Raw genomic sequence first — 18,411 nt, 5'->3', positions numbered from 1 at the left:
CTATATTGAAGATCACAACTTAAATCCACGGAATGAAGGTAACGCACAATGAAAGGAGTTATTTTCAATATTCTTGAAGAGATGGTGCTAGACCAATGCGGTTTAGAACAGTGGAATACCATTCTAGATAAGCTGTCTTTAGATGGGGTTTATACTGCAGGTCAAACCTACCCGGATGATGAGCTCTTTGCACTGGTTACTGAAATTTCGGAACAAACGGGCATAGCAGCAGGAACATTAGTCGGCGCATTTGGCGAGTTTCTATTTGATAACTTAGCTCGCCGCTATCCTGTTTTTCTTGAGGAACAGCCTGATCTTTGTAGCTTTCTAGAAAGCGTGGATGGCGTCATTCACTTAGAAGTTAAAAAACTATTCGACAACCCAGCCTTACCTCATTTTGAATACGAAAAATTAGCAAACGGATCACTCTTAATGCGCTACACCTCACCCAGAAAGCTGTGCATTCTGGCTGAAGGACTGATTAGAGGTGCAGCAAAAAAATATGAGACACCTATATCGATAACCCACGATGTTTGCTGTCATAAAGGTGATCCCCATTGCGACATAATCGTTGAGTTTCACACATGACCGATGCGCCTAACCCCTTTAAACAAGCATACGAGCGCGAGCGCAAAGCTCGGCTCGAGGCTGAGCACCTATTGGAAGAAAAGTCGCGAGAGCTGTACCAAAAAAATCAACATCTAGAGCAAAGTTATGAACAACTCAAAAAACAGCAGGCCTTGATGCTGCAAAACGAGAAACTAGCAACACTAGGTACACTCTCGGCTGGCGTAGCGCACGAAATCAACAATCCTGTTGCTTTCATAAAGAGCAACGTCGAATCGCTCAAACAGTACTTTGATTCCTATAACCTTATTCTCGCTGAAATAAAGCAATTATTACCAAGGCTTCCTGAGGATCAGAAGGGACCTTTAGCGCAACTCCTGATCGACGAAGATATCGATTTTATATCCGAAGATATTCCGCAATTGATGGAAGATACCCAAGAAGGCTTGCAACGGGTAAAAGATATCGTTCAAAACTTACGGAGTTTTTCTAGAACCCAAGCGAGTGACCATGGCAGTTATGATCTGCTAGAAGGCATCAACAGCACGTTAAAACTGCTGCAAAGCGAATTAAAAAACTCTGTAGCCTTAGATATCTCACTTGAGCCACTCCCCAAAATTGAGTGCAACTTAAACGAACTCAATCAGGTGTTTCTGAATCTGATTATGAACGCGAAGCACGCCACAGTCGATTCACAGAATCCCTGCGTCTCTGTGAGATCCAAACACGATGATCAATACGTATATGTAGAAATAGCTGACAATGGTTGCGGCATCTCAGAAGAGGTACAGAAAGACATTTTCACGCCTTTCTTTACCACTAAACCTGTAGGGCAAGGGACGGGGATGGGGCTAGCCATTTCACATAACATCATAAAAAAGCACAACGGCGAAATTCAATTACAAAGTAAAACAGGTGAAGGCACTACTTTCACTATCAAACTCCCTATAAACTGAACCAAACTATTCCTGTGACCAAAAGGACTTCCATGCTCAGTAACGCAATTATCAACATCACCAATCTTCGTTTACGTACTTTTATCGGTTTCAACCCTGAAGAGATGGAAAAGCAGCAGGATGTTGTTATCAATATTGAAATTCAGTATCCAGCGAGCAAAGCCTTTGCTGATGATGATGTTGATCAAGCCCTCAACTACAAAACCATCACAAAAGAAGTAATCAAACATGTGGAAGACGGTCGCTTCTTATTATTGGAAAAGCTCGTTTCAGATGTACTAGATATCTGCACAACCCACCCATGGACAGTTTATGCCAAGGTAACGATCGACAAACCTCACGCCCTAAGGTTTGCTGATTCAGTTTCGCTGTCTTTAGAGTGGAAAAAGGATCTATAAACACAAGACCAGTACTTTAGAAGTACATAAAGACAAGATTCCCACTACTTAATAATGAAAATTTCTCAACTTGCTTGGCTAGAGGATTTCTTGAGTTTTGCTTAATCACGTCTAATCTACTGAGAGTCCACCCTAACAAGGTAGTAAACAACTCAGGGAGAGAAGTAGATGGATATAAATCGGTTTAACAAACTTATTCGTCAGGCAGTAAATGATAATAATGCTGCCGCTTGGCATGCCGCCACTGATCACCGCGCTTTCTGCGAAAACCTCATAGGCTCCTTTGAAGCCCATGAAGTCGTTAAAAACATTCTTATCGACGTGGTCGACGAACTTCTACAACGTAAAGCCGAAGATAAATATGGTAACTACACTATTGGTGATGGCGTCACTATTTTAGAAAGCGGACACTGCATTCCTGCGACCGTCATAAAACAAACAAATAACCGTGATGACCTTACTGTGCAATTAGATAAGGTTTTTGATGATGGCCACATTGAAACGGATGGTAGCGGCGAGGTAATTGAGTTCCATCGCTCTCATGATCGAGTGTATGTTCATTTAGAAGGCCGCTCACTTAGCCGCTTAGTCGCTGGGCGTAAATTTGTAGACTACTCTCCAGAACATCTTGAAGAAGAGATGGAAAGGCTCACCACTAAGAAACAACTCGCCTGTTAATTAACTAACACTACCATTTAAAAGAGAAGCAAGCCCGATAAGGGCTTGCTTACTGTCTATTTGCCCTCGTCTAGATGCTCGAGCTTTGGCAAAGGGCATCCCATTATGGCCGCAATCGTCGTGATTAACTCGCGCTCGGTCGTTGTAAGCTTGCCATCATGCTCAATGCAGCGACAAAGCCCAATTAGTAAACGCCGCTGTAGCAAGGGATACCCAAGCCCAAGTACATTTACCGCTTTGATAAACACCTGAACATCACACTCTTCAGCCGGTAAAAGGTGGATATTATAGAGCGAAACAGCACCTGCACCTCGATTGAATGCCCTTTCTGCTGTTTCTTCATCTTCATGCCCAAAACGAGCCACAGCAGATAATATTTGCGCATATTCATCACCGATCTGACCTGGTGTCTTATAGCGCGGAGCACTCTTGAGTTCTGGTTCGTGCTCCCCTGCTAGGTAATGCTGAACCAACTGGAATAAACACCATTCAAATAGATCAGTTTTCTTGTCCGCTCTAATTAGCTGCATGAGTAGACGCTTGAACTGCTTATACTGCTCAGCTGACATGCACTTCAATGCTGGCAGCAATAACTCGATCAGTGGTAAACGACAATGCTCTTGAAGATTATCTACTGCTTGAGCTGTTTTAAGCACTTCTTTCTCTAAGCCTTGAAACCCCGTTGCCTTAATCATCTCCAGTTGTTTCTGGCGTAGATCACCTTCACTGTGAAGCAGTAAGGAGCAACAGATAGACATCGCGCCTAAAGATTCTTTCGCCTGCTCATACAAGAACTCAGGGATTTGGTCTATTTTCTCTCGCGCTGCACTCAAACTATTATCTGTTAAAGCACTCTCCCCAGTGCCCGTCATAACCGCTGCACCTATAGCAGCGGCCTCTTGAACCCTTTGACGTTTTTCTTCGTTTTTCTGCTGCTCTTCTTCAAGCTTTCTCTCTCGGGTTTCGTTACCGCGATAAAGAAAGTTGCCATCCCAGTGAGGATCGACACGCAGAATCCGATCAACAATGGGAGGGTGTGTTGCAAATAGACTGGAAAGACTAGAAATCGCTTGGCCAAAAAACAGATGGCTAACTTCGCTACGATGAGAGTTGTTAATCTCACTGCCCGGCGAATATCCACCAATCAGCTTAAGTGCATTCGCAATACCTTCAGGATTACGAGTGAACTGCACTGCACTAGCATCGGCTAAAAATTCCCGCTGTCGACTGACAGCAGATTTGATTAGTTTTCCAAAAAAAATCCCTAGCCAACCAATGATCATCAAGCCAAAACCTAGTAGGGCCACACGACCATCAGAACGACGATCACTGCCTCCACGGGCAAATAACTCACCGACTTGACCAATAAATACAATACCATGCAACAAAGAGATCAAACGCAGATTTAGACGCATATCTCCATTCAGGATATGGCTAAATTCGTGTGCAATTACACCTTGGAGTTCATCTCGTTTAAAGTGTTCGATACTCCCTTGGGTAACACCAATCACCGCATCCGCTGGGGTATTACCTGCTGCAAAGGCATTTATCCCCATCTCATGTGCCATAAGGTATACCGGTGGCACAGGCATGCCCGAGGCTAACGCCATCTCCTCAACAACATTAAGCACCAAGCGCTCATTTGGCTCTTCGCTATCAGGCAAGATACGCACACCACCTAGAGACTCAGCCACCGCTTTACCACCCGAGGATAGTTGCCACCATTTGTACAAAATAGCGCAACCAACCACTCCTCCGACGGCCAAACTAATGAGTGCAAAGTTTCGCCAAGAGAAAATACCTGGGCTTTCAAATGGGGAGGAACCATAGACTGCAGCAATGTCAGTGGTGTCACCTGATAGAAGCTGAAAAGCAATACCCACCAACAGATTGGTAATTAGAATCAAGCTCAGAACAGCTAGGCAAAAAAGAAAGACAAGCCAGCCGGTATTACGTCTGGCCTTGTCCTGTTGCTCAAAAAAATTCATGAATCAGCAACCTCGCAAGTTGTTAAAAACTTACTTTTGGCGCTGCTTGAATCTGTTCGCTGTCATCAAACTCAAGCAAAGTCGCATCTTGAGAGTGACCAAACATGTTTGCGAAGAAAACAGGTGGGAAAGATTGACGGTAAGTGTTGTATTCAGTCACCGAATCATTAAACGCTTGACGAGCAAAAGCGACACGGTTTTCAGTGGATGATAGCTCCTCCGAAAGTTGCATCATATTTTCATTGGCTTTTAGATCAGGGTAATCTTCCATTACAAAGTTCAACTTACCCAAAGCCGACTGCAACTGATTCTCAGCACCTGACAACTGTTGTAGCGAGTCGGCACTATGAACAGACGCCGCACCTTTTAACAAAGCGGACGCTTCATTTCGCGCCTGAATGACCGCTTCAAGCGTTTCACGCTCATGCTTCATATAGCCTTGAGCGACTTCCACTAAGTTAGGAATAAGATCGTAACGGCGCTTTAGCTGCACCTCAATTTGTGAAAAGCCGTTTTCATAACGGTTTTTCAATTTCACTAAGCTATTGTAGATGCTGACTATATAAAAAATCACACCTAACAGAACAACCAACGTAACAATTAATCCAATGTCCACATCTAACTCCTTAACTATCCATAATCCCTTTAAAAGAGAATCATTCTGATAAAAATGACTATAAGTTAGATTACGGACAGAAGAAATAGATTGCCCCTCTAAAACAAGTTAAAAACAGTTAATTTATGCTTTAAAGGCTAGCGACAATTCGACAGTTAAATCCTGTGCAGATATGGCCTTACATCCAGAACGATTTTCGCCTGACCACAAGGGCGTAAAATCACCTAAGCCTTTGCTTTCAGCATAACTACGTAAAGGAGTTATCGCCTGAGTAGAGAAAGGAAAAGCCAATGCCAGTTCTGACCAGTCATCCAAATCCTGCATAACCCGATTTCGAATGCCTCTAGCAGGTCGACCTGAGAACAGATTAGTAATAGCGGTAGGGATATCTGTCTGCTGCAACATCCCCCGATGGATACCGCTCGTCTTAGCCTCATCGCATAACAGATAAGTTGTACCTAGTTGCACACCTTGAGCGCCTAGACTTAGCATTTCTTTGATATCACTCTGGTCCGCAATACCACCTGCAGCAATCACTGGAATCGAAAGCTCAGCAGATAATTTTGCTACCAACGTTTTTGTATCCAACTGGGTATCCAAATCCTTAGTTAAAAACATACCGCGATGACCGCCTGCTTCAAGACCTTGAGCAATCACCAGATCAGCACCGTTTGCAGCCAACCAGATACCCTCTTCGACTGTTGTCGCACTCGAAAGCACTGTCGCCCCCCAAGCTTTCACTCGGGCTAGTAGCTCAGGTTCTGGCAAACCAAAATGGAAACTCATCACAGGCGGCGCGTATTTTTCGATCGCATCAGCGGTCTCTTTACTAAAAGGCATACGCGATGCTTTCGCGCTGTATTCAGGCTCTAGCCCCGCTTCCTGATAGTAAGGTAATAACTGATCAATCCAAGCAACAATCGCCTGATCACTTACTGAGGGAACCTGATGACAAAAGAAGTTAAGGTTAAAAGGCCGATCTGTATATGCTCTAAACTGCTCGATTTCGGCGCATATTTGCTCCGTAGATAACATCCCACAAGGAATAGAGCCTAATCCACCTCCATCAGATACAGCAGTTGCCAAGCGCCAATCCTGCACTCCAGCCATAGGCGCTTGGATAATAGCGACATCAATATCTAACATTTCATTCATATTCATACATTATCCTTCGACTACTAAGCTAATAAGTTAAGCAGGCAATTGCTTTACTCAGGAGTCTAACCAGTGGATGTACACTTAACTAACTCTTTTTAAAGAACCATTTGTTCACTGAAAGAGAACTAATATCTAAATCTAAGTAAAACTACAGATAATTATGGAACTATCTCACTGTAATATAGGTCTGTAAGAATCACTTAAGTGGTGTAACTGAACTTCCAGATAGAAGGTTAAACATGAACAAATTCATCTATGTCATGGACCCAATGTGTAGCTGGTGCTGGGCATTTTCACCGGTTATTTCCCACTTAAAGGATAAGTATCCAGAGTTACAGTGGCAATTACTGATGGGAGGTTTAGCCCCAGACTCTGATGTACCTATGCCTGAAGCGATGCAACAAAAATTAATCTCAATTTGGCAGCATATTGAAGAACAGACTGGAACCAAATTTAATTTTGATTTCTGGCATGACAACACGCCTAGACGCAGTACTTATCCAGCTTGTCGCGCTGTGATCGCCGCTGAGCATCTCGAGTCGGACACTGCTTTTGAAATGATAGAAACTATTCAACAAGCCTATTACCAAAAGGCTTTAAACCCTTCAGATATAGAAGTACTTACTAACCTTGCAGAAGGTATTGGGTTGAACAAAGACAGTTTCAGCTCGCTAATGAACGGTCCAGAAATCCAAACCGAACTAGAACAACAAATTCAACAGAGCCACGCTTTGGGCGCCCAAGGGTTTCCTTCGCTATTTATTGCAACAGAAGCCGGAGCACATGCCATTAGCTATGGATATTGTGGAATCGAGGAAGTAACGAGAAGAATTGAAGCGATTTTAGGCAGGTGAGAATTACAGAGGTAAATACAACGGGGTTACCAGAACAGCAACCCCGTTGGAATGAGCTTAGTCTCTTACAACAGAAACATCTTCCGCCTGAAGACCTTTATCACTCTCACGTACATGGAAGCGTACCTTTTGACCTTCTGCCAAAGATCGGTGGCCACGACCACGAATATTACGGAAGTGAACAAATACGTCATCGTCTTCACCACGGGTGATAAAGCCGAAACCTTTAGACACGTTAAACCACTTAACGGTGCCTTGCTCACGGTCATCGTTTTCGTCGATATACTCTTCTTCTGCGCCATTTACTACAGAAGCATCTGCTTCAGCATTGTTACCAGAAGCTGCAAAGAACGAAGCAGCAAAAGTCACTACAAACACAACTGCAACAGCAGCAATATTAGATAACTCTACCTCAACACCCGCTACCGAACCTAACAGAACTGGCACTAAAACGGCCGCGATAGCACTCACAATCAGACTACGAATCACTGATTAACCCTCATTGTATTATATTGTCATTTATCACATGAATAGCACTTGTACTGGCGGAATAATGATTATCCCTACCAAACAGAGAGGTATAGCGAATTTTGTGATTTTTTTCAACAGCTTATATTGTTAATCCCCTAAATAAGCCACATTCGTTTAATATCGGAGTCTGATAAACTATGCTAAATCTCAATAACACGCATGGCTTGGATCCATTCAATGAACGATCAAGAACGCATTACAGAGTTAGAAACCCGCGTGGCATTTCAAGAAGACACTCTGGATAAATTAAATAATATGGTTGCATCTCAGGAGATTGAACTAGAGCGTTTAAAACGTATGCTCAAGATCATGAACCAGCAGTTAAAAAACCTAACGGTGGACGGAGTTGCTGGCGCTGGCGAAAATGAGCCACCCCCTCCACATTATTGAGGCAAAAGGGAAATATGCTGTCGTTGTTACAAAGCGGTTTACATTATTTAGGTCGGCAATTCATCAGTATCGTTACCCGTCCTCGCGTGGTAAACCCTGAGTTATTGCAAGCAAACTCTGCCCGTAATACCTATTACATTCTGGAAAACAACCGCTTAAGCCACCAACTTCTGTTAAAAAACTTACTGCAAAAACAAGGCATCCCTTTTATTGAGCAACAGCTACTTTTTGCTGACTCGGAAGGTAAAAGCCCGCTAAAAGAAGATTTAACAGAAATCGTTGCGACACAGCAAAGTAACCCAAAGCTAAAAATTCAGATTATTCCTGTCTCCATTTTCCATGGCCGTCGGCCAAACAGAGAAAACTCTTGGTTAAATTTACTCTGCACTGAAACATGGCATAAAGCTGGGCCGCTAGGGAGTTTTATGCAGCTCCTTATAAATGGCCGTCAAACACTGGTTTCTGTGGATAAACCACTAGATCTGCAACAGCTGATGGTTAAAGAAGACAATGTTGAATCCATTGCACGCAAAACCGCTAGGGTCCTTCGTACTCACTTCAGTATTCTTCGGGCATCAATCATTGGCCCAGACCTTTCTCATCGTAGAACATTGATCTCTTTAGTGCTGAAGCACCCCAATGTGCAAAAAGCTATAGATCTTCAAGCAGCTGAGAGAAATACCAGTCGTCATAGAATCGAAAGACACTGTTTTAAAACCCTCGATAAAATCGCAGCGAACTACAGCCCAACAACAATTAGGCTTTTAGATCCTATTCTTAACTGGGTATGGAAACGTCTCTATAACGGGGTAAAAATCCATAACACTGCAGAAATCCAAGAGATTTCTAAAACCCATCAGATTATCTACCTACCCTGCCATCGCAGTCACATGGATTATCTACTGTTGTCTTGGGCTCTATATCGCCATGGTTTAATGATTCCTCATGTGGCTGCAGGTGAAAACCTGAACATACCAATTATTGGCCCCATCTTAAAACGCGGTGGCGCAATCTTTATGCGTCGTCAATTTCATGGTGATCCACTTTACGCCTGCTTATATAAAACCTACTTGGAGCAGATGAGCCATAGAGGCCATGCCTTAGAATACTTTATTGAAGGTGGGCGTAGCCGCACCGGGCGATTACTGCCAGCTAAAACCGGCCTCCTCTCTATGAGTATCGATTCTTTCCGTGAAGGTAGCCCCAAGCCCGTTGCACTAATTCCAGTTTGGATTGGTTATGATCGTCTAGTAGAAAGCCGCAGCTACCAAAAAGAGTTAGCCGGGGCAAAGAAGAAGCGAGAGTCATTTACTGAGTTTTTCTCATCTCTAAAAATCCTAAGACAGAAGTTTGGTGAAACACTGCTGAGTTTCGGTAAACCTATACCTTTGGAAGATCACTCTGACTCTACCCTTCCCCTTGAAGAAGATGTCACCAATATCTCTCAGCAAGTTATGTGCAATATAAACCAAGCAGCTGGCATTACTAAAAGCAGCTTGCTAGCTACCTGTTTACTGAGCGGAAGTCAGCTGCAATCTGTTGCTGAACTGAGTGATAAAAGCACGCGTTTACTCAACCTACTAACGCAACTGTACCCAAACACAGCTCTACTGCCAGACGGAAAACCTTCTGATTGGATCCAAAGTGCCCATAATATGAGGCAGCTAGAAACCAAGCTTAATCTAGTAGAGATCAATCAGGCTCAAGCACAAGAGATAAGCTTTTACCGTAATAACATTCAACACATGCTAGTCCTACCAAGCATGTACTTATTACTTGCTCACCGTTTGGAATCACCACGCGCGCAAAACATCAATCGAACTATTCGCATGCTCTATCCATTTTTACAGGCCGAACTATTTTTACCTTACAAAATGGAAGAGCTCACCGATCAGTTAAAACAGATTCGAGATGTACTACTAGAGCAGAATCTACTTGAAGAGTCCGAACCGCAAGTGTGGAAAACCACCTCTAACGCACTGGTTAACACGCTTATACTCAACGCTGAGCCGATTCTTCTGCGTTACTATATTTTGCTTCGAGTACTCACTCGATATGAAGAGATTAGCCGTGACGATCTTATCCATAGCAGCCAGCAAATTGCAGAGAAGATCCACCTAGAATATGGCTACAGCACGCCTGAATATAAGGATGAACAAGTATTAAAATCCTTTATCAAACAGCTACGTAATTTGGACTTTATTCGAGAAGAGAACGCTAGGATCAGTGCAAATTTTGATAGCGAAAGTTTGTTTAAACAAGCGAACAAAATTCTTCGCCCACATATGATCTCACTAATCGATCACAAACTGAGAGAGCGTTAACTTAAGCCAGTCGCTTAGTGAGAACTAAGCCTCAAGCTTTTTCAGAGGATAGATATCATAGCGGCTGGATTTACCTTGGAACTGCAAAGAAGGTTTTCGATCCGCCAAAAAGGGAGCTTTACGCGGGCGTTTAACCACAACGCGATTTTCGGCTATCGCTAGTGCCGCATCCAATAACTGATCTGCATCCAGATCATCCCCCACCACAGGACGAAACGCGCGCATCTCTTTTTTCACTAACGCGCTCTTATCGTTGTGGGGAAACATAGGATCGAGATAGACCACTTGAAAAGTTATACCTTGTTTAGCCTGAGCCGTCATCCACTCAATACTATTCGCATTATGAAGCTGCATATGATCAACAATATCAGCCACCTCACTATCTGAAGCCCGGTTTAAACCGTCCTCTAAGAGCGCGTGAACAATTGGCGATCGCTCTAGCAAAGTCATATCGCAACCCAAGGTTGCCAATACAAAGGCATCTTTACCTAAACCTGCTGTAGCATCTAGCACTTGTGGCGTTATACCGCCTTTAATTCCCACTGCCTTAGCAATCATCTGGCCTTTACCACCACCAAACTGACGGCGATGAGCAACCGCACCTGAAACAAAATCAGCGTAAGTTGGACCTGGCGCTTTTTTGCCACAAGGCTGCAGTCTTAAACCTTGTTCGGAAAACTGCAACTCTAAAGAGAAGTCATGAGCTTGATCAGGTGATTTGATTGGTAACTGTAATCTAGCGGCAAGCTGCTCTGCTTGTTCAGCAAAATCAGCATGCATTGGGACAATAACTATATCTGTAAGAGCTGGATTAGACATTCAAAAACCGAAAAGCCTTAAACGGTAGTAAACCAGATAACTAAAAGAAAGATACCCAGAATCATACGGTATACAACAAATGGCTGCATCCCTATACGATCCAGCCATTTTAGGAAGAAGTGGATACAGCTGAATGCACTAATGCCCGCAATCAAAGTACCTAAAGCAACCATTAACCAAGGAGCACTCTCACCTTGAGCGTAAAGATCTATGCCCTTTATAAGACCAGCCCCTAAGATGATTGGGACAGAAAGCAGAAAAGAGTAGCGCGCAGCAGCCTGCCTTTCTAAGCCAAGCATTAAAGCTGCAGAGATCGTAATACCACTTCGAGATGTGCCCGGAATGAGCGCAAGTGCTTGAGCACAACCAATCACAAGAGCATCTTTAATTTTCAACGATTCAATCTGGCGAGTTTCAACCCTAAATAGATCAGCCCAACACAATAACGCACCAAATATCAGGGTAGTTCCTGCAATAACCAACATTGAGCGTAAGTTTTGATCAATAAAGTCATTAAGAAATACGCCGACAAACATGGCAGGCACTGTGGCAAGTATAACCAACCAAGCTAAACGTGAGTCCGGAGAGTGCGTCCCTGAAATACTGCGTATCCAAGCACAGAACATCTGCTTTAAATCTTGGCGAAAATACGCAACAACTGCGAATAAAGTCCCAACATGCACGCCGACATCAAACGCCAAGCCCTGATCAGGCCAATCTAAAAGCTGAGAAGGTAATATAAGGTGAGCAGAGCTACTGATCGGTAGAAATTCCGTCAATCCCTGAAGTAAGGCCAGAATAATGACCTGAAAAAAATCCATCTATTGTTGATCCTTTTTCTTCCACGCAACTTCATCACGGAGGTACACAGGCAAAGCCTTATCTGCTGCGACCGCTTTCCCTTGCGTCCAATCTTGTTCGGCTAATTTAAGCATGTAAGCTGCGGAGGGATAATAAAGCTCTTCGCTCACAGAAATGGCGCTCTGCGTGTCTGGGCTCATATCTTCGAGATAACGCCAGCCACTGCCCACTGCAAAATAGGAACCTTCACTTAGGCTCAGTTCCGCGGGTGCGCATACTTTTTCATCTAAAAGCGTTGTCAGTTCACCTGATTCAATTTGGTAGCTCGCCACATAGATCTCATTCATCCGAGCATCTAAAGCTGCCACAACGGACGAAACTTGCTCTCTATCAGAAGCGGCTAAAGCAAGCGCAGCCAAAGTAGATACAGGCAGTACCGGTAGATCTGCAGCGTAAGCTAAGCCCTGAGTAACGCCAGTGGCAATTCGAATACCAGCAAACGACCCCGGACCACGTCCAAACGCGATCGCATCTAAATCAGTCACAGCTAATTCCGCACTTGCCAACATCTCCTGCACCATCGGTAGAAGCTGCTGGGTATGTTGACGAGGGATGATCCGAAAATCTTCCTGAATTTCACCGTTAAGACTCAAAGCTACAGAACAAGCATCAGTAGAAGTATCAAGCGCTAAAATTTTGGACATTAATCAGATCACTTTGGAATTTAAAATTTACCTTTAAAGAGAAACGGCTATATCAAGTCATTTCATCTCTATTTTAGGGCGCAATTCTACCTGCTAGGCGGCTTTATTGCATCTAAATAAGCTCTTCACCCCAACGAGGTAACAGGCTTTGCTCTATCCCTAATTGATTAAGGATTCGCGCGACCACAAAATCGATCATATCTTCCACCGTTTCTGGGCGGTTATAAAAACCTGGGCTCGCTGGAATCATCACTGCCCCCATACGGGTAAGCTTTAACATATGCTCTAAATGGATTTCAGAATAAGGGGCTTCTCGTGGCACTAAAATAAGCTGGCGGCGCTCTTTTAAAGCCACGTCTGCAGCTCGCTCAATCAAGTTGTTACTCGCACCCGTAGCAATCGCAGACAAACTTCCTGTACTACAGGGACATACAACCATCCGACTCGGCGCACCTGAACCAGAAGCTACAGGTGCCATCCACTGCTCGCGCCCAAACACCTTCAATTGTCCATCATTCGCTGAGTACAAATTCGCAAGATAAGATTCTTGTTCAGATGGTGTACCCGGTAATTTCAGATCTGTTTCTGTATTAATCACAACTTGAGCAGCACGTGAGATCATTACAAAAACTTGCAGCCCTTCAGCTAACAAACACTGTAAAAGCCTTAAGCCATACTGTGCACCAGAAGCCCCTGTGATAGCTAAAGTGATCTTCTCTTGCTCATTAATACTCATAAAATTTCAAAACCTAACTTGAATGACTAACCTTCAAAACGCTCACGCAGTTTTGCCAATAAGCGCTGATGAATACCTTCGAAACCACCATTACTCATAATGACAATGTGTGTATCAGATTCTAGCGTCGGTACCAGTTCATCAATAAGTGTTTGTGTTTGCGAAAACACCTGCGCCGGCACTTGCCCCTGTTCTACGACTTTATCGAGAGACCAGTTCAACCCTTCCGGTTGATACCAGCAAACTTGGTCTGCCAAATCTACCGACTCAGCTAACCAAGATTGATGCGTACCTAGGCGCATCGTATTTGAACGAGGCTCAACCACAGCTACTATTTTAGCATCTCCAACCTGGGCTCGAATGCCCTGCAAAGTAGTACTGATTGCAGTTGGGTGATGTGCAAAGTCATCATAAACAGAGATTCCTGCAACGGTATCTAGCAGCTCCATACGACGTTTAACACCAGCAAAGGCATTTAACGCCTCGACTGCATGATGAGGCTGAACGCCAACATTTCTAGCTGCAGCAATAGCAACTAAGCCATTGTTAACATTGTGACGGCCTGTCATCTGCCAAGTAACAGTTCCCTGTACTTTTCCTTGATGGAGTACTTCAAACTGACTACCGTCCTCACTTAGTAATTTCGCCTGCCATTCACTGTTATCAGACTCTAAGCTGGTTCTGGAAACCTCAGTCCAGCACCCCATTTCAATAACGTCTTCTAGCGCACTTTCCCCTTGCGGAAGAATAATCTGACCATTTTCTGGCACCATTCTTACAACATGGTGAAACTGTCTCTGAATGGCTGCTAAATCAGGGAATATATCAGCATGATCGTACTCCAAGTTATTCATAATCAGAGTTCGTGGGTGGTAGTGAACAAATTTAGAACGTTTGTCAAAGAAGGCTGTATCGTATTCATCTGCTTCAATAACAAAGAAGGGGGAATCGCCTACTCGAGCCGAAACACCAAAGTCCAACGGCACACCACCAATCAGGAAACCAGGCTTCATATCTGCATGATCTAAGATCCAAGCCAGCATAGTTGAAGTCGTCGTTTTACCATGGGTTCCAGATACCGCTAACACCCATTTATCTTGAAGAAGATGCTCTGATAGCCATTGTGGGCCAGAGGTATATTTCAGCCCTTTATTCAATACATATTCAACCGCTGGGTTACCACGGGACATAGCATTACCCACAACAACCAAATCGGGTTCTGGGGTAAATTGCGAAGGGTCAAATCCTTGAATTAGTTCGATACCTTGAGATTCCAGCTGCGTACTCATAGGCGGGTACACATTTTGATCGGACCCCGTCACTTTATGCCCTAGCTGTTTAGCTAATATTGCCAGCGATCCCATAAAGGTTCCGCAAATACCTAGAATATGAATATGCACCCGTATACTCCTTCAAAAAAGCGACCGTCATCATAGCAGTTTTAACAACCGCCCTGACAGCCAAATTACCTGTTGAAGACCTGAGATTTCAGCTCCCATACAGAGCTATTTTTAAGATTGGGTAAAAATCCCACTTCCTTGACCCAAATACTGAGTATTTCTTAACCTAAATCCCTCAACACCCCATGCATTTCATCAAAGTTTCACGTAAAATTCACAGCCAACTTTCCAACCACTCTACTTGAGAGAAAATACAAGAATGCTTCTGCTGAGCCAGTTCCTGAAACAACAGGAAACCGAAGACAAATTAGTTGATTTGATTGGCACCTTAATGCTTGCCTGTAAAGAAGTTGCGATCCAACTTCGTGAAGGTGAATTAGCTGGAGTTTTGGGATCCACAGACAACACCAACGTCCAGGGTGAAACCCAGAAAAAAATGGACGTAATCGCAAACGATCTACTGAAAAAATTCTTACTAGATAATCCTCTAGTAGCAGGTTTGGCATCCGAAGAAGAAGACCACCCTGTAGCTGGTAACCCTGAAGGCAAATATCTAGTGATTTTTGATCCGCTAGATGGCTCTTCAAATATCGACATCAACGTTTCAGTGGGTACTATTTTCTCCATCCTAGAACTACCAGAAGGTATGGATCCAAGTTCTGACGAAGCATACCTGCAGACAGGCCGCAAGCAGATTGCAGCTGGGTATGTACTATACGGCCAGTCCTCTATTCTTGCGCTGACAACGGGTAACGGCGTGAACTTCTTCACATTGGCTCACACAGGTGACTTCATCCTGACTCGTGAAAAAGTGACTATCCCTGCAGACACTAAAGAGTTTGCGATCAACATGTCGAACCACCGCTTCTGGGAAGAAGAGATGCGCAACTATGTTGGCGACCTTCTAGAAGGCTCCGAAGGTGTACGCGGCAAAAACTTCAACATGCGCTGGATTGCGTCTATGGTTGCTGAAGTTCACCGCGTACTTACTCGTGGCGGTATCTTTTGCTACCCATGGGATAGCCGTGACGTAACTAAGCCGGGCAAACTTCGCCTAATGTACGAAGGCAACCCAATGAGCATGCTTATTGAGCAAGCGGACGGAATCTCTAGCACTTGCTACAAAAACATCATGGATTTAGAGCCTAATCATATTCACCAACGTAGCGGCGTAGCACTCGGTTCTAAAAATGAAGTAGAGACTTTGCTGTCGTACCACGCTGAATCTGGTGATGGTCAAGCAGCTAAACTCAATACTTAAAGTTATACGTTTCAGCTTTAAGTAGTATTCATAACCGCTAAAGTCTGGGACATAATCCCCAGACTTTAGATGTAACCTTTTCAAAACTACTTACAGGAAGACAAACATGGGCTTCGCACAAGTACCAGCAGGTAAAGATCTGCCAAACGATCTGTACGTAATCATCGAAATTCCGGCGGAAAGCTCTCCGGTTAAATACGAGATCGAGAAAGAAGAAGACGCGATCTTCGTTGACCGTTTCATGGCTGCACCAATGTTCTACCCAGCTAACTACGGTTATATCAACAACACACTAGCTGATGATGGCGATGCACTAGACGTACTAGTTCTGACTCCTTACCCAGTAATCGCTGGTTCTGTTATCCGTTGCCGCCCAGTAGGCGTTCTAAACATGACAGACGAAGCTGGTGAAGACGCTAAGCTAGTTGCTGTACCACACGACAAGCTAACTAAAGCTTACCGTGATGTGAACGACATTGAAGATCTTCCACAGCTAGAACTTGACCGCATCAAGCACTTCTTCGAAAACTACAAAGGCCTAGAAGAAGGCAAGTGGGTTAAAGTTGAAGGTTGGGGCAACGCTGCAGCAGCTAAAGAAGCTATCGTTGCAGGCGTTAAGGCGTACGAAGAAGCTAAATAAGTTTACCTTTTGCCAATCTTATTCAAAAAACCCCGCTTTGCGGGGTTTTTTATTACATAAAATTCCCTATCTCATCGCCATTCAGCTTTTCGTAAGCTAAAAAAAATATATACTAAGCACAGCTGTCTCAGGAAATTCATAAAAACAGAGGTGAAAAATGACACTTCGAAAGACACTTATTACTGCTTTCGCAATCCTGATCTCCAACAGCGCTTTCGCCGATCAGAACCGTGAGCTGGTACAAAATTACCTAAACTCTTTTGGCAGCCGTGATGCTCAAGGTATTTTCAATCTGATTCACTGGGAAGGTGTCGACAAGGAGTCTCGTCGCTCATTACAGAAATATATTAAATCGGGGTTCAAAGGCCGTCAGATTCGTCGTATTTTCATTGAACCTATTGCTGAGGGAACAAACCCTAGCTATGTGCAAGACGGCAAAACCTATGAACTGAATTTAAAGCCCTCTGGTCAACTTAATATTGTCTTCATCGACAATAAAAACAAGCGCTCCACCACAAAGATGTATGTAGGTGAGCACCAAGGCTCATTACTTATTGGTAGTGCAGTCGTCGCACCAGAAGAGCTAGCCTGCAACGCACCGAATAAAGAAGAACAAGCCTGCTAATATATCCTTCAAGCATAAAAAAAGCTGCATTAATGCAGCTTTTTTTATGTCCAACCCAAATTTTAGTGAGCTAACTCTTCGAATAGCGTCACAAATTCCTGAGTCAGTTTGTGCTTAGGTGCAAAATGGATCAACGGGCAAGTGTCGTCGTGAGATTCGCGCATTTTAACCGATGCAGAGATTTTGGTTTCAAGCACAGGTAAATCATCATCCAGCAGCTCACCCACAATACGCTTAGGTAGACTCGCACGCGGCTGAAACTGATTCACTACAATCCCCTCAACTTCCAACTTATCATTGTGGTCTTCACGAGTTTCATGCACGTTCGCCAACAAACTATATAGAGCCTGACGGGCAAATTCATCACAATCAAACGGGATCAAACAGCGATCGGAAGCAACTAGCGCCGATAAGGTATAAAAGTTAAATGCAGGAGGCGTGTCGATATAAACCACATCGTAATCACCCGCTAACTTATCTAACGCATCACGCAGTTTATAAATCTTGTGCTTAGATTCCAACTTGGACTGAAGGTCACCCAGTTCAGCATTGGCTGGCATCACACTCAAATTTTCATACGGAGTCTGATGTATAAAATATTCCGGCCCTTCAGGCTTCAATTGGAAGGTGAGTGTTTGCTCAAAGAAGTCCCGAATATCCGGCGTAACCTCTTGATAGTTTTCACCTAAAAGATAATGACTAGAGTTACACTGAGGATCCAAATCAATAACCAAAGTACGCTTACCGCGCGCCGCACTAATCGCCGCCAGGTTAATTGCGATGCTAGATTTACCAACGCCGCCCTTCTGGTTAAATACAACCCGTCTAATCATTATCAGAATCCTTCACTTGCTGCCTTTGTTTAAAACACAACTTCCGCATTGCAATATCCACAATATTGAAGACAACGTCAACAAACTTGTAGCTAAAAACCTCAAACTATAGCCCAAAGAACGAATATTAGT

Annotated in this window: 20 protein-coding genes; 10 read left to right on the top strand and 10 right to left on the bottom strand. The window is 43.8% G+C overall.

Features of this window, described 5'->3' with window-relative positions:
• Positions 1-48 precede the first annotated feature (48 nt).
• The 4 genes from ACMXYV_RS04300 to ACMXYV_RS04285 all read left to right on the top strand — a co-directional run bounded on the left by ACMXYV_RS04300 (position 49) and on the right by ACMXYV_RS04285 (position 2,599).
• Positions 49-588: a heme NO-binding domain-containing protein gene (locus tag ACMXYV_RS04300; protein WP_415890538.1), complete on the top strand. Its 540-nt coding sequence runs from the start codon at positions 49-51 to the stop codon at positions 586-588.
• Positions 585-1,523: a sensor histidine kinase gene (locus ACMXYV_RS04295; RefSeq protein WP_415890537.1), complete on the top strand. Its 939-nt coding sequence runs from the start codon at positions 585-587 to the stop codon at positions 1,521-1,523. Before ACMXYV_RS04300 ends, ACMXYV_RS04295 begins: the two co-directional genes overlap by 4 nt.
• A gap of 32 nt (positions 1,524-1,555) precedes the next feature.
• Complete coding sequence (gene folX / locus ACMXYV_RS04290; RefSeq protein WP_415890536.1) at positions 1,556-1,921, top strand: dihydroneopterin triphosphate 2'-epimerase; 366 nt, start codon at positions 1,556-1,558, stop codon at positions 1,919-1,921.
• Between the two features lie 168 nt (positions 1,922-2,089).
• Entirely contained in the window at positions 2,090-2,599 is a 510-nt protein-coding gene (locus ACMXYV_RS04285) for a hypothetical protein (protein WP_415890535.1), read from the top strand.
• A gap of 56 nt (positions 2,600-2,655) precedes the next feature.
• Here the strand turns inward: ACMXYV_RS04285 and ACMXYV_RS04280 are convergent, their stop codons facing one another.
• The 3 genes from ACMXYV_RS04280 to ACMXYV_RS04270 form a co-directional block, all read right to left on the bottom strand.
• Positions 2,656-4,587 (bottom strand): M48 family metallopeptidase, encoded by a 1,932-nt coding sequence (locus ACMXYV_RS04280; RefSeq protein WP_415890534.1) that lies wholly within the window; start codon positions 4,585-4,587, stop codon positions 2,656-2,658.
• A 22-nt stretch (positions 4,588-4,609) separates the two neighbouring features.
• The gene (locus ACMXYV_RS04275; RefSeq protein ID WP_415883758.1) at positions 4,610-5,203 is read right to left on the bottom strand and encodes a LemA family protein; all 594 of its coding nucleotides are present in this window, start codon (positions 5,201-5,203) and stop codon (positions 4,610-4,612) included.
• Positions 5,204-5,326: 123 nt separating this feature from the next.
• Entirely contained in the window at positions 5,327-6,364 is a 1,038-nt protein-coding gene (locus tag ACMXYV_RS04270; RefSeq protein WP_415890533.1) for an NAD(P)H-dependent flavin oxidoreductase, read from the bottom strand.
• 236 nt (positions 6,365-6,600) lie between these two features.
• Between ACMXYV_RS04270 and ACMXYV_RS04265 the strand changes: the two genes are divergently transcribed.
• Positions 6,601-7,215: a DsbA family protein gene (locus tag ACMXYV_RS04265; protein WP_415890532.1), complete on the top strand. Its 615-nt coding sequence runs from the start codon at positions 6,601-6,603 to the stop codon at positions 7,213-7,215.
• Between the two features lie 57 nt (positions 7,216-7,272).
• Here ACMXYV_RS04265 and ACMXYV_RS04260 read toward each other — a convergent pair whose 3' ends face one another.
• On the bottom strand, positions 7,273-7,704 hold the full coding sequence (locus ACMXYV_RS04260) for a cold-shock protein (protein ID WP_415883755.1): 432 nt from the start codon (positions 7,702-7,704) through the stop codon (positions 7,273-7,275).
• A gap of 219 nt (positions 7,705-7,923) precedes the next feature.
• Here ACMXYV_RS04260 and ACMXYV_RS04255 point away from each other — a divergent pair, with 219 nt between their 5' ends.
• Positions 7,924-8,136 (top strand): SlyX family protein, encoded by a 213-nt coding sequence (locus tag ACMXYV_RS04255; protein ID WP_415890531.1) that lies wholly within the window; start codon positions 7,924-7,926, stop codon positions 8,134-8,136.
• 14 nt (positions 8,137-8,150) lie between these two features.
• Entirely contained in the window at positions 8,151-10,460 is a 2,310-nt protein-coding gene (gene plsB / locus ACMXYV_RS04250; RefSeq protein ID WP_415890530.1) for a glycerol-3-phosphate 1-O-acyltransferase PlsB, read from the top strand.
• Positions 10,461-10,484: 24 nt separating this feature from the next.
• Here the strand turns inward: plsB and ACMXYV_RS04245 are convergent, their stop codons facing one another.
• From ACMXYV_RS04245 to mpl, 5 genes are all read right to left on the bottom strand, one after another.
• On the bottom strand, positions 10,485-11,279 hold the full coding sequence (locus tag ACMXYV_RS04245) for a class I SAM-dependent methyltransferase (protein ID WP_415890529.1): 795 nt from the start codon (positions 11,277-11,279) through the stop codon (positions 10,485-10,487).
• Between the two features lie 17 nt (positions 11,280-11,296).
• Positions 11,297-12,100, bottom strand: coding sequence for an undecaprenyl-diphosphate phosphatase (locus ACMXYV_RS04240; RefSeq protein WP_415890528.1), 804 nt, complete (start codon positions 12,098-12,100; stop codon positions 11,297-11,299).
• Positions 12,101-12,784: a tRNA (adenosine(37)-N6)-threonylcarbamoyltransferase complex dimerization subunit type 1 TsaB gene (gene tsaB, locus ACMXYV_RS04235; protein ID WP_415890527.1), complete on the bottom strand. Its 684-nt coding sequence runs from the start codon at positions 12,782-12,784 to the stop codon at positions 12,101-12,103.
• 112 nt (positions 12,785-12,896) lie between these two features.
• Positions 12,897-13,520 (bottom strand): flavin prenyltransferase UbiX, encoded by a 624-nt coding sequence (locus ACMXYV_RS04230; RefSeq protein WP_415890526.1) that lies wholly within the window; start codon positions 13,518-13,520, stop codon positions 12,897-12,899.
• 26 nt (positions 13,521-13,546) lie between these two features.
• Positions 13,547-14,920 (bottom strand): UDP-N-acetylmuramate:L-alanyl-gamma-D-glutamyl-meso-diaminopimelate ligase, encoded by a 1,374-nt coding sequence (gene mpl, locus ACMXYV_RS04225; RefSeq protein WP_415890525.1) that lies wholly within the window; start codon positions 14,918-14,920, stop codon positions 13,547-13,549.
• 259 nt (positions 14,921-15,179) lie between these two features.
• On the opposite strand from mpl, the gene ACMXYV_RS04220 reads away from it, so the two are divergent.
• The 3 genes from ACMXYV_RS04220 (at position 15,180) to ACMXYV_RS04210 (ending at position 17,446) form a co-directional block, all read left to right on the top strand.
• Positions 15,180-16,181 (top strand): class 1 fructose-bisphosphatase, encoded by a 1,002-nt coding sequence (locus ACMXYV_RS04220; protein WP_415890524.1) that lies wholly within the window; start codon positions 15,180-15,182, stop codon positions 16,179-16,181.
• Positions 16,182-16,287: 106 nt separating this feature from the next.
• A complete protein-coding gene (gene ppa, locus ACMXYV_RS04215) occupies positions 16,288-16,821 on the top strand; it encodes an inorganic diphosphatase (protein WP_299180651.1) in 534 nt (177 codons plus the stop codon).
• Positions 16,822-16,978: 157 nt separating this feature from the next.
• Positions 16,979-17,446, top strand: a complete 468-nt coding sequence (locus ACMXYV_RS04210) for a hypothetical protein (RefSeq protein ID WP_415890523.1) — start codon at positions 16,979-16,981, stop codon at positions 17,444-17,446.
• Positions 17,447-17,508: 62 nt separating this feature from the next.
• On the opposite strand, the gene ACMXYV_RS04205 is transcribed toward ACMXYV_RS04210, so the two are convergent.
• Complete coding sequence (locus tag ACMXYV_RS04205; RefSeq protein WP_415890522.1) at positions 17,509-18,279, bottom strand: ParA family protein; 771 nt, start codon at positions 18,277-18,279, stop codon at positions 17,509-17,511.
• Between the last annotated feature and the right edge of the window lie 132 nt (positions 18,280-18,411).

The sequence above is a fragment of the Neptuniibacter sp. SY11_33 genome (genome assembly GCF_047778025.1).
Classification (GTDB): Bacteria; Pseudomonadota; Gammaproteobacteria; order Pseudomonadales; family Balneatricaceae; genus Neptuniibacter.
Note: the sequence above shows the minus strand (reverse complement) of the source record. Positions and strands in the feature narration are given on the sequence as shown.

What these genes read in the sequence shown, in the direction of transcription:
- ACMXYV_RS04230 (WP_415890526.1), bottom strand. Translation starts at nt 13,520, where the DNA reads ATGAGTATTAATGAGCAAGAGAAGATCACTTTAGCTATCACAGGGGCT.
- tsaB (WP_415890527.1), bottom strand. Translation starts at nt 12,784, where the DNA reads ATGTCCAAAATTTTAGCGCTTGATACTTCTACTGATGCTTGTTCTGTA.
- ACMXYV_RS04265 (WP_415890532.1), top strand. Translation starts at nt 6,601, where the DNA reads ATGAACAAATTCATCTATGTCATGGACCCAATGTGTAGCTGGTGCTGG.
- ACMXYV_RS04205 (WP_415890522.1), bottom strand. Translation starts at nt 18,279, where the DNA reads ATGATTAGACGGGTTGTATTTAACCAGAAGGGCGGCGTTGGTAAATCT.
- ACMXYV_RS04285 (WP_415890535.1), top strand. Translation starts at nt 2,090, where the DNA reads ATGGATATAAATCGGTTTAACAAACTTATTCGTCAGGCAGTAAATGAT.
- ppa (WP_299180651.1), top strand. Translation starts at nt 16,288, where the DNA reads ATGGGCTTCGCACAAGTACCAGCAGGTAAAGATCTGCCAAACGATCTG.
- folX (WP_415890536.1), top strand. Translation starts at nt 1,556, where the DNA reads ATGCTCAGTAACGCAATTATCAACATCACCAATCTTCGTTTACGTACT.
- ACMXYV_RS04210 (WP_415890523.1), top strand. Translation starts at nt 16,979, where the DNA reads ATGACACTTCGAAAGACACTTATTACTGCTTTCGCAATCCTGATCTCC.
- ACMXYV_RS04220 (WP_415890524.1), top strand. Translation starts at nt 15,180, where the DNA reads ATGCTTCTGCTGAGCCAGTTCCTGAAACAACAGGAAACCGAAGACAAA.
- ACMXYV_RS04245 (WP_415890529.1), bottom strand. Translation starts at nt 11,279, where the DNA reads ATGTCTAATCCAGCTCTTACAGATATAGTTATTGTCCCAATGCATGCT.
- ACMXYV_RS04280 (WP_415890534.1), bottom strand. Translation starts at nt 4,587, where the DNA reads ATGAATTTTTTTGAGCAACAGGACAAGGCCAGACGTAATACCGGCTGG.
- plsB (WP_415890530.1), top strand. Translation starts at nt 8,151, where the DNA reads ATGCTGTCGTTGTTACAAAGCGGTTTACATTATTTAGGTCGGCAATTC.
- ACMXYV_RS04270 (WP_415890533.1), bottom strand. Translation starts at nt 6,364, where the DNA reads ATGAATATGAATGAAATGTTAGATATTGATGTCGCTATTATCCAAGCG.
- ACMXYV_RS04255 (WP_415890531.1), top strand. Translation starts at nt 7,924, where the DNA reads ATGAACGATCAAGAACGCATTACAGAGTTAGAAACCCGCGTGGCATTT.
- ACMXYV_RS04240 (WP_415890528.1), bottom strand. Translation starts at nt 12,100, where the DNA reads ATGGATTTTTTTCAGGTCATTATTCTGGCCTTACTTCAGGGATTGACG.
- ACMXYV_RS04295 (WP_415890537.1), top strand. Translation starts at nt 585, where the DNA reads ATGACCGATGCGCCTAACCCCTTTAAACAAGCATACGAGCGCGAGCGC.
- ACMXYV_RS04300 (WP_415890538.1), top strand. Translation starts at nt 49, where the DNA reads ATGAAAGGAGTTATTTTCAATATTCTTGAAGAGATGGTGCTAGACCAA.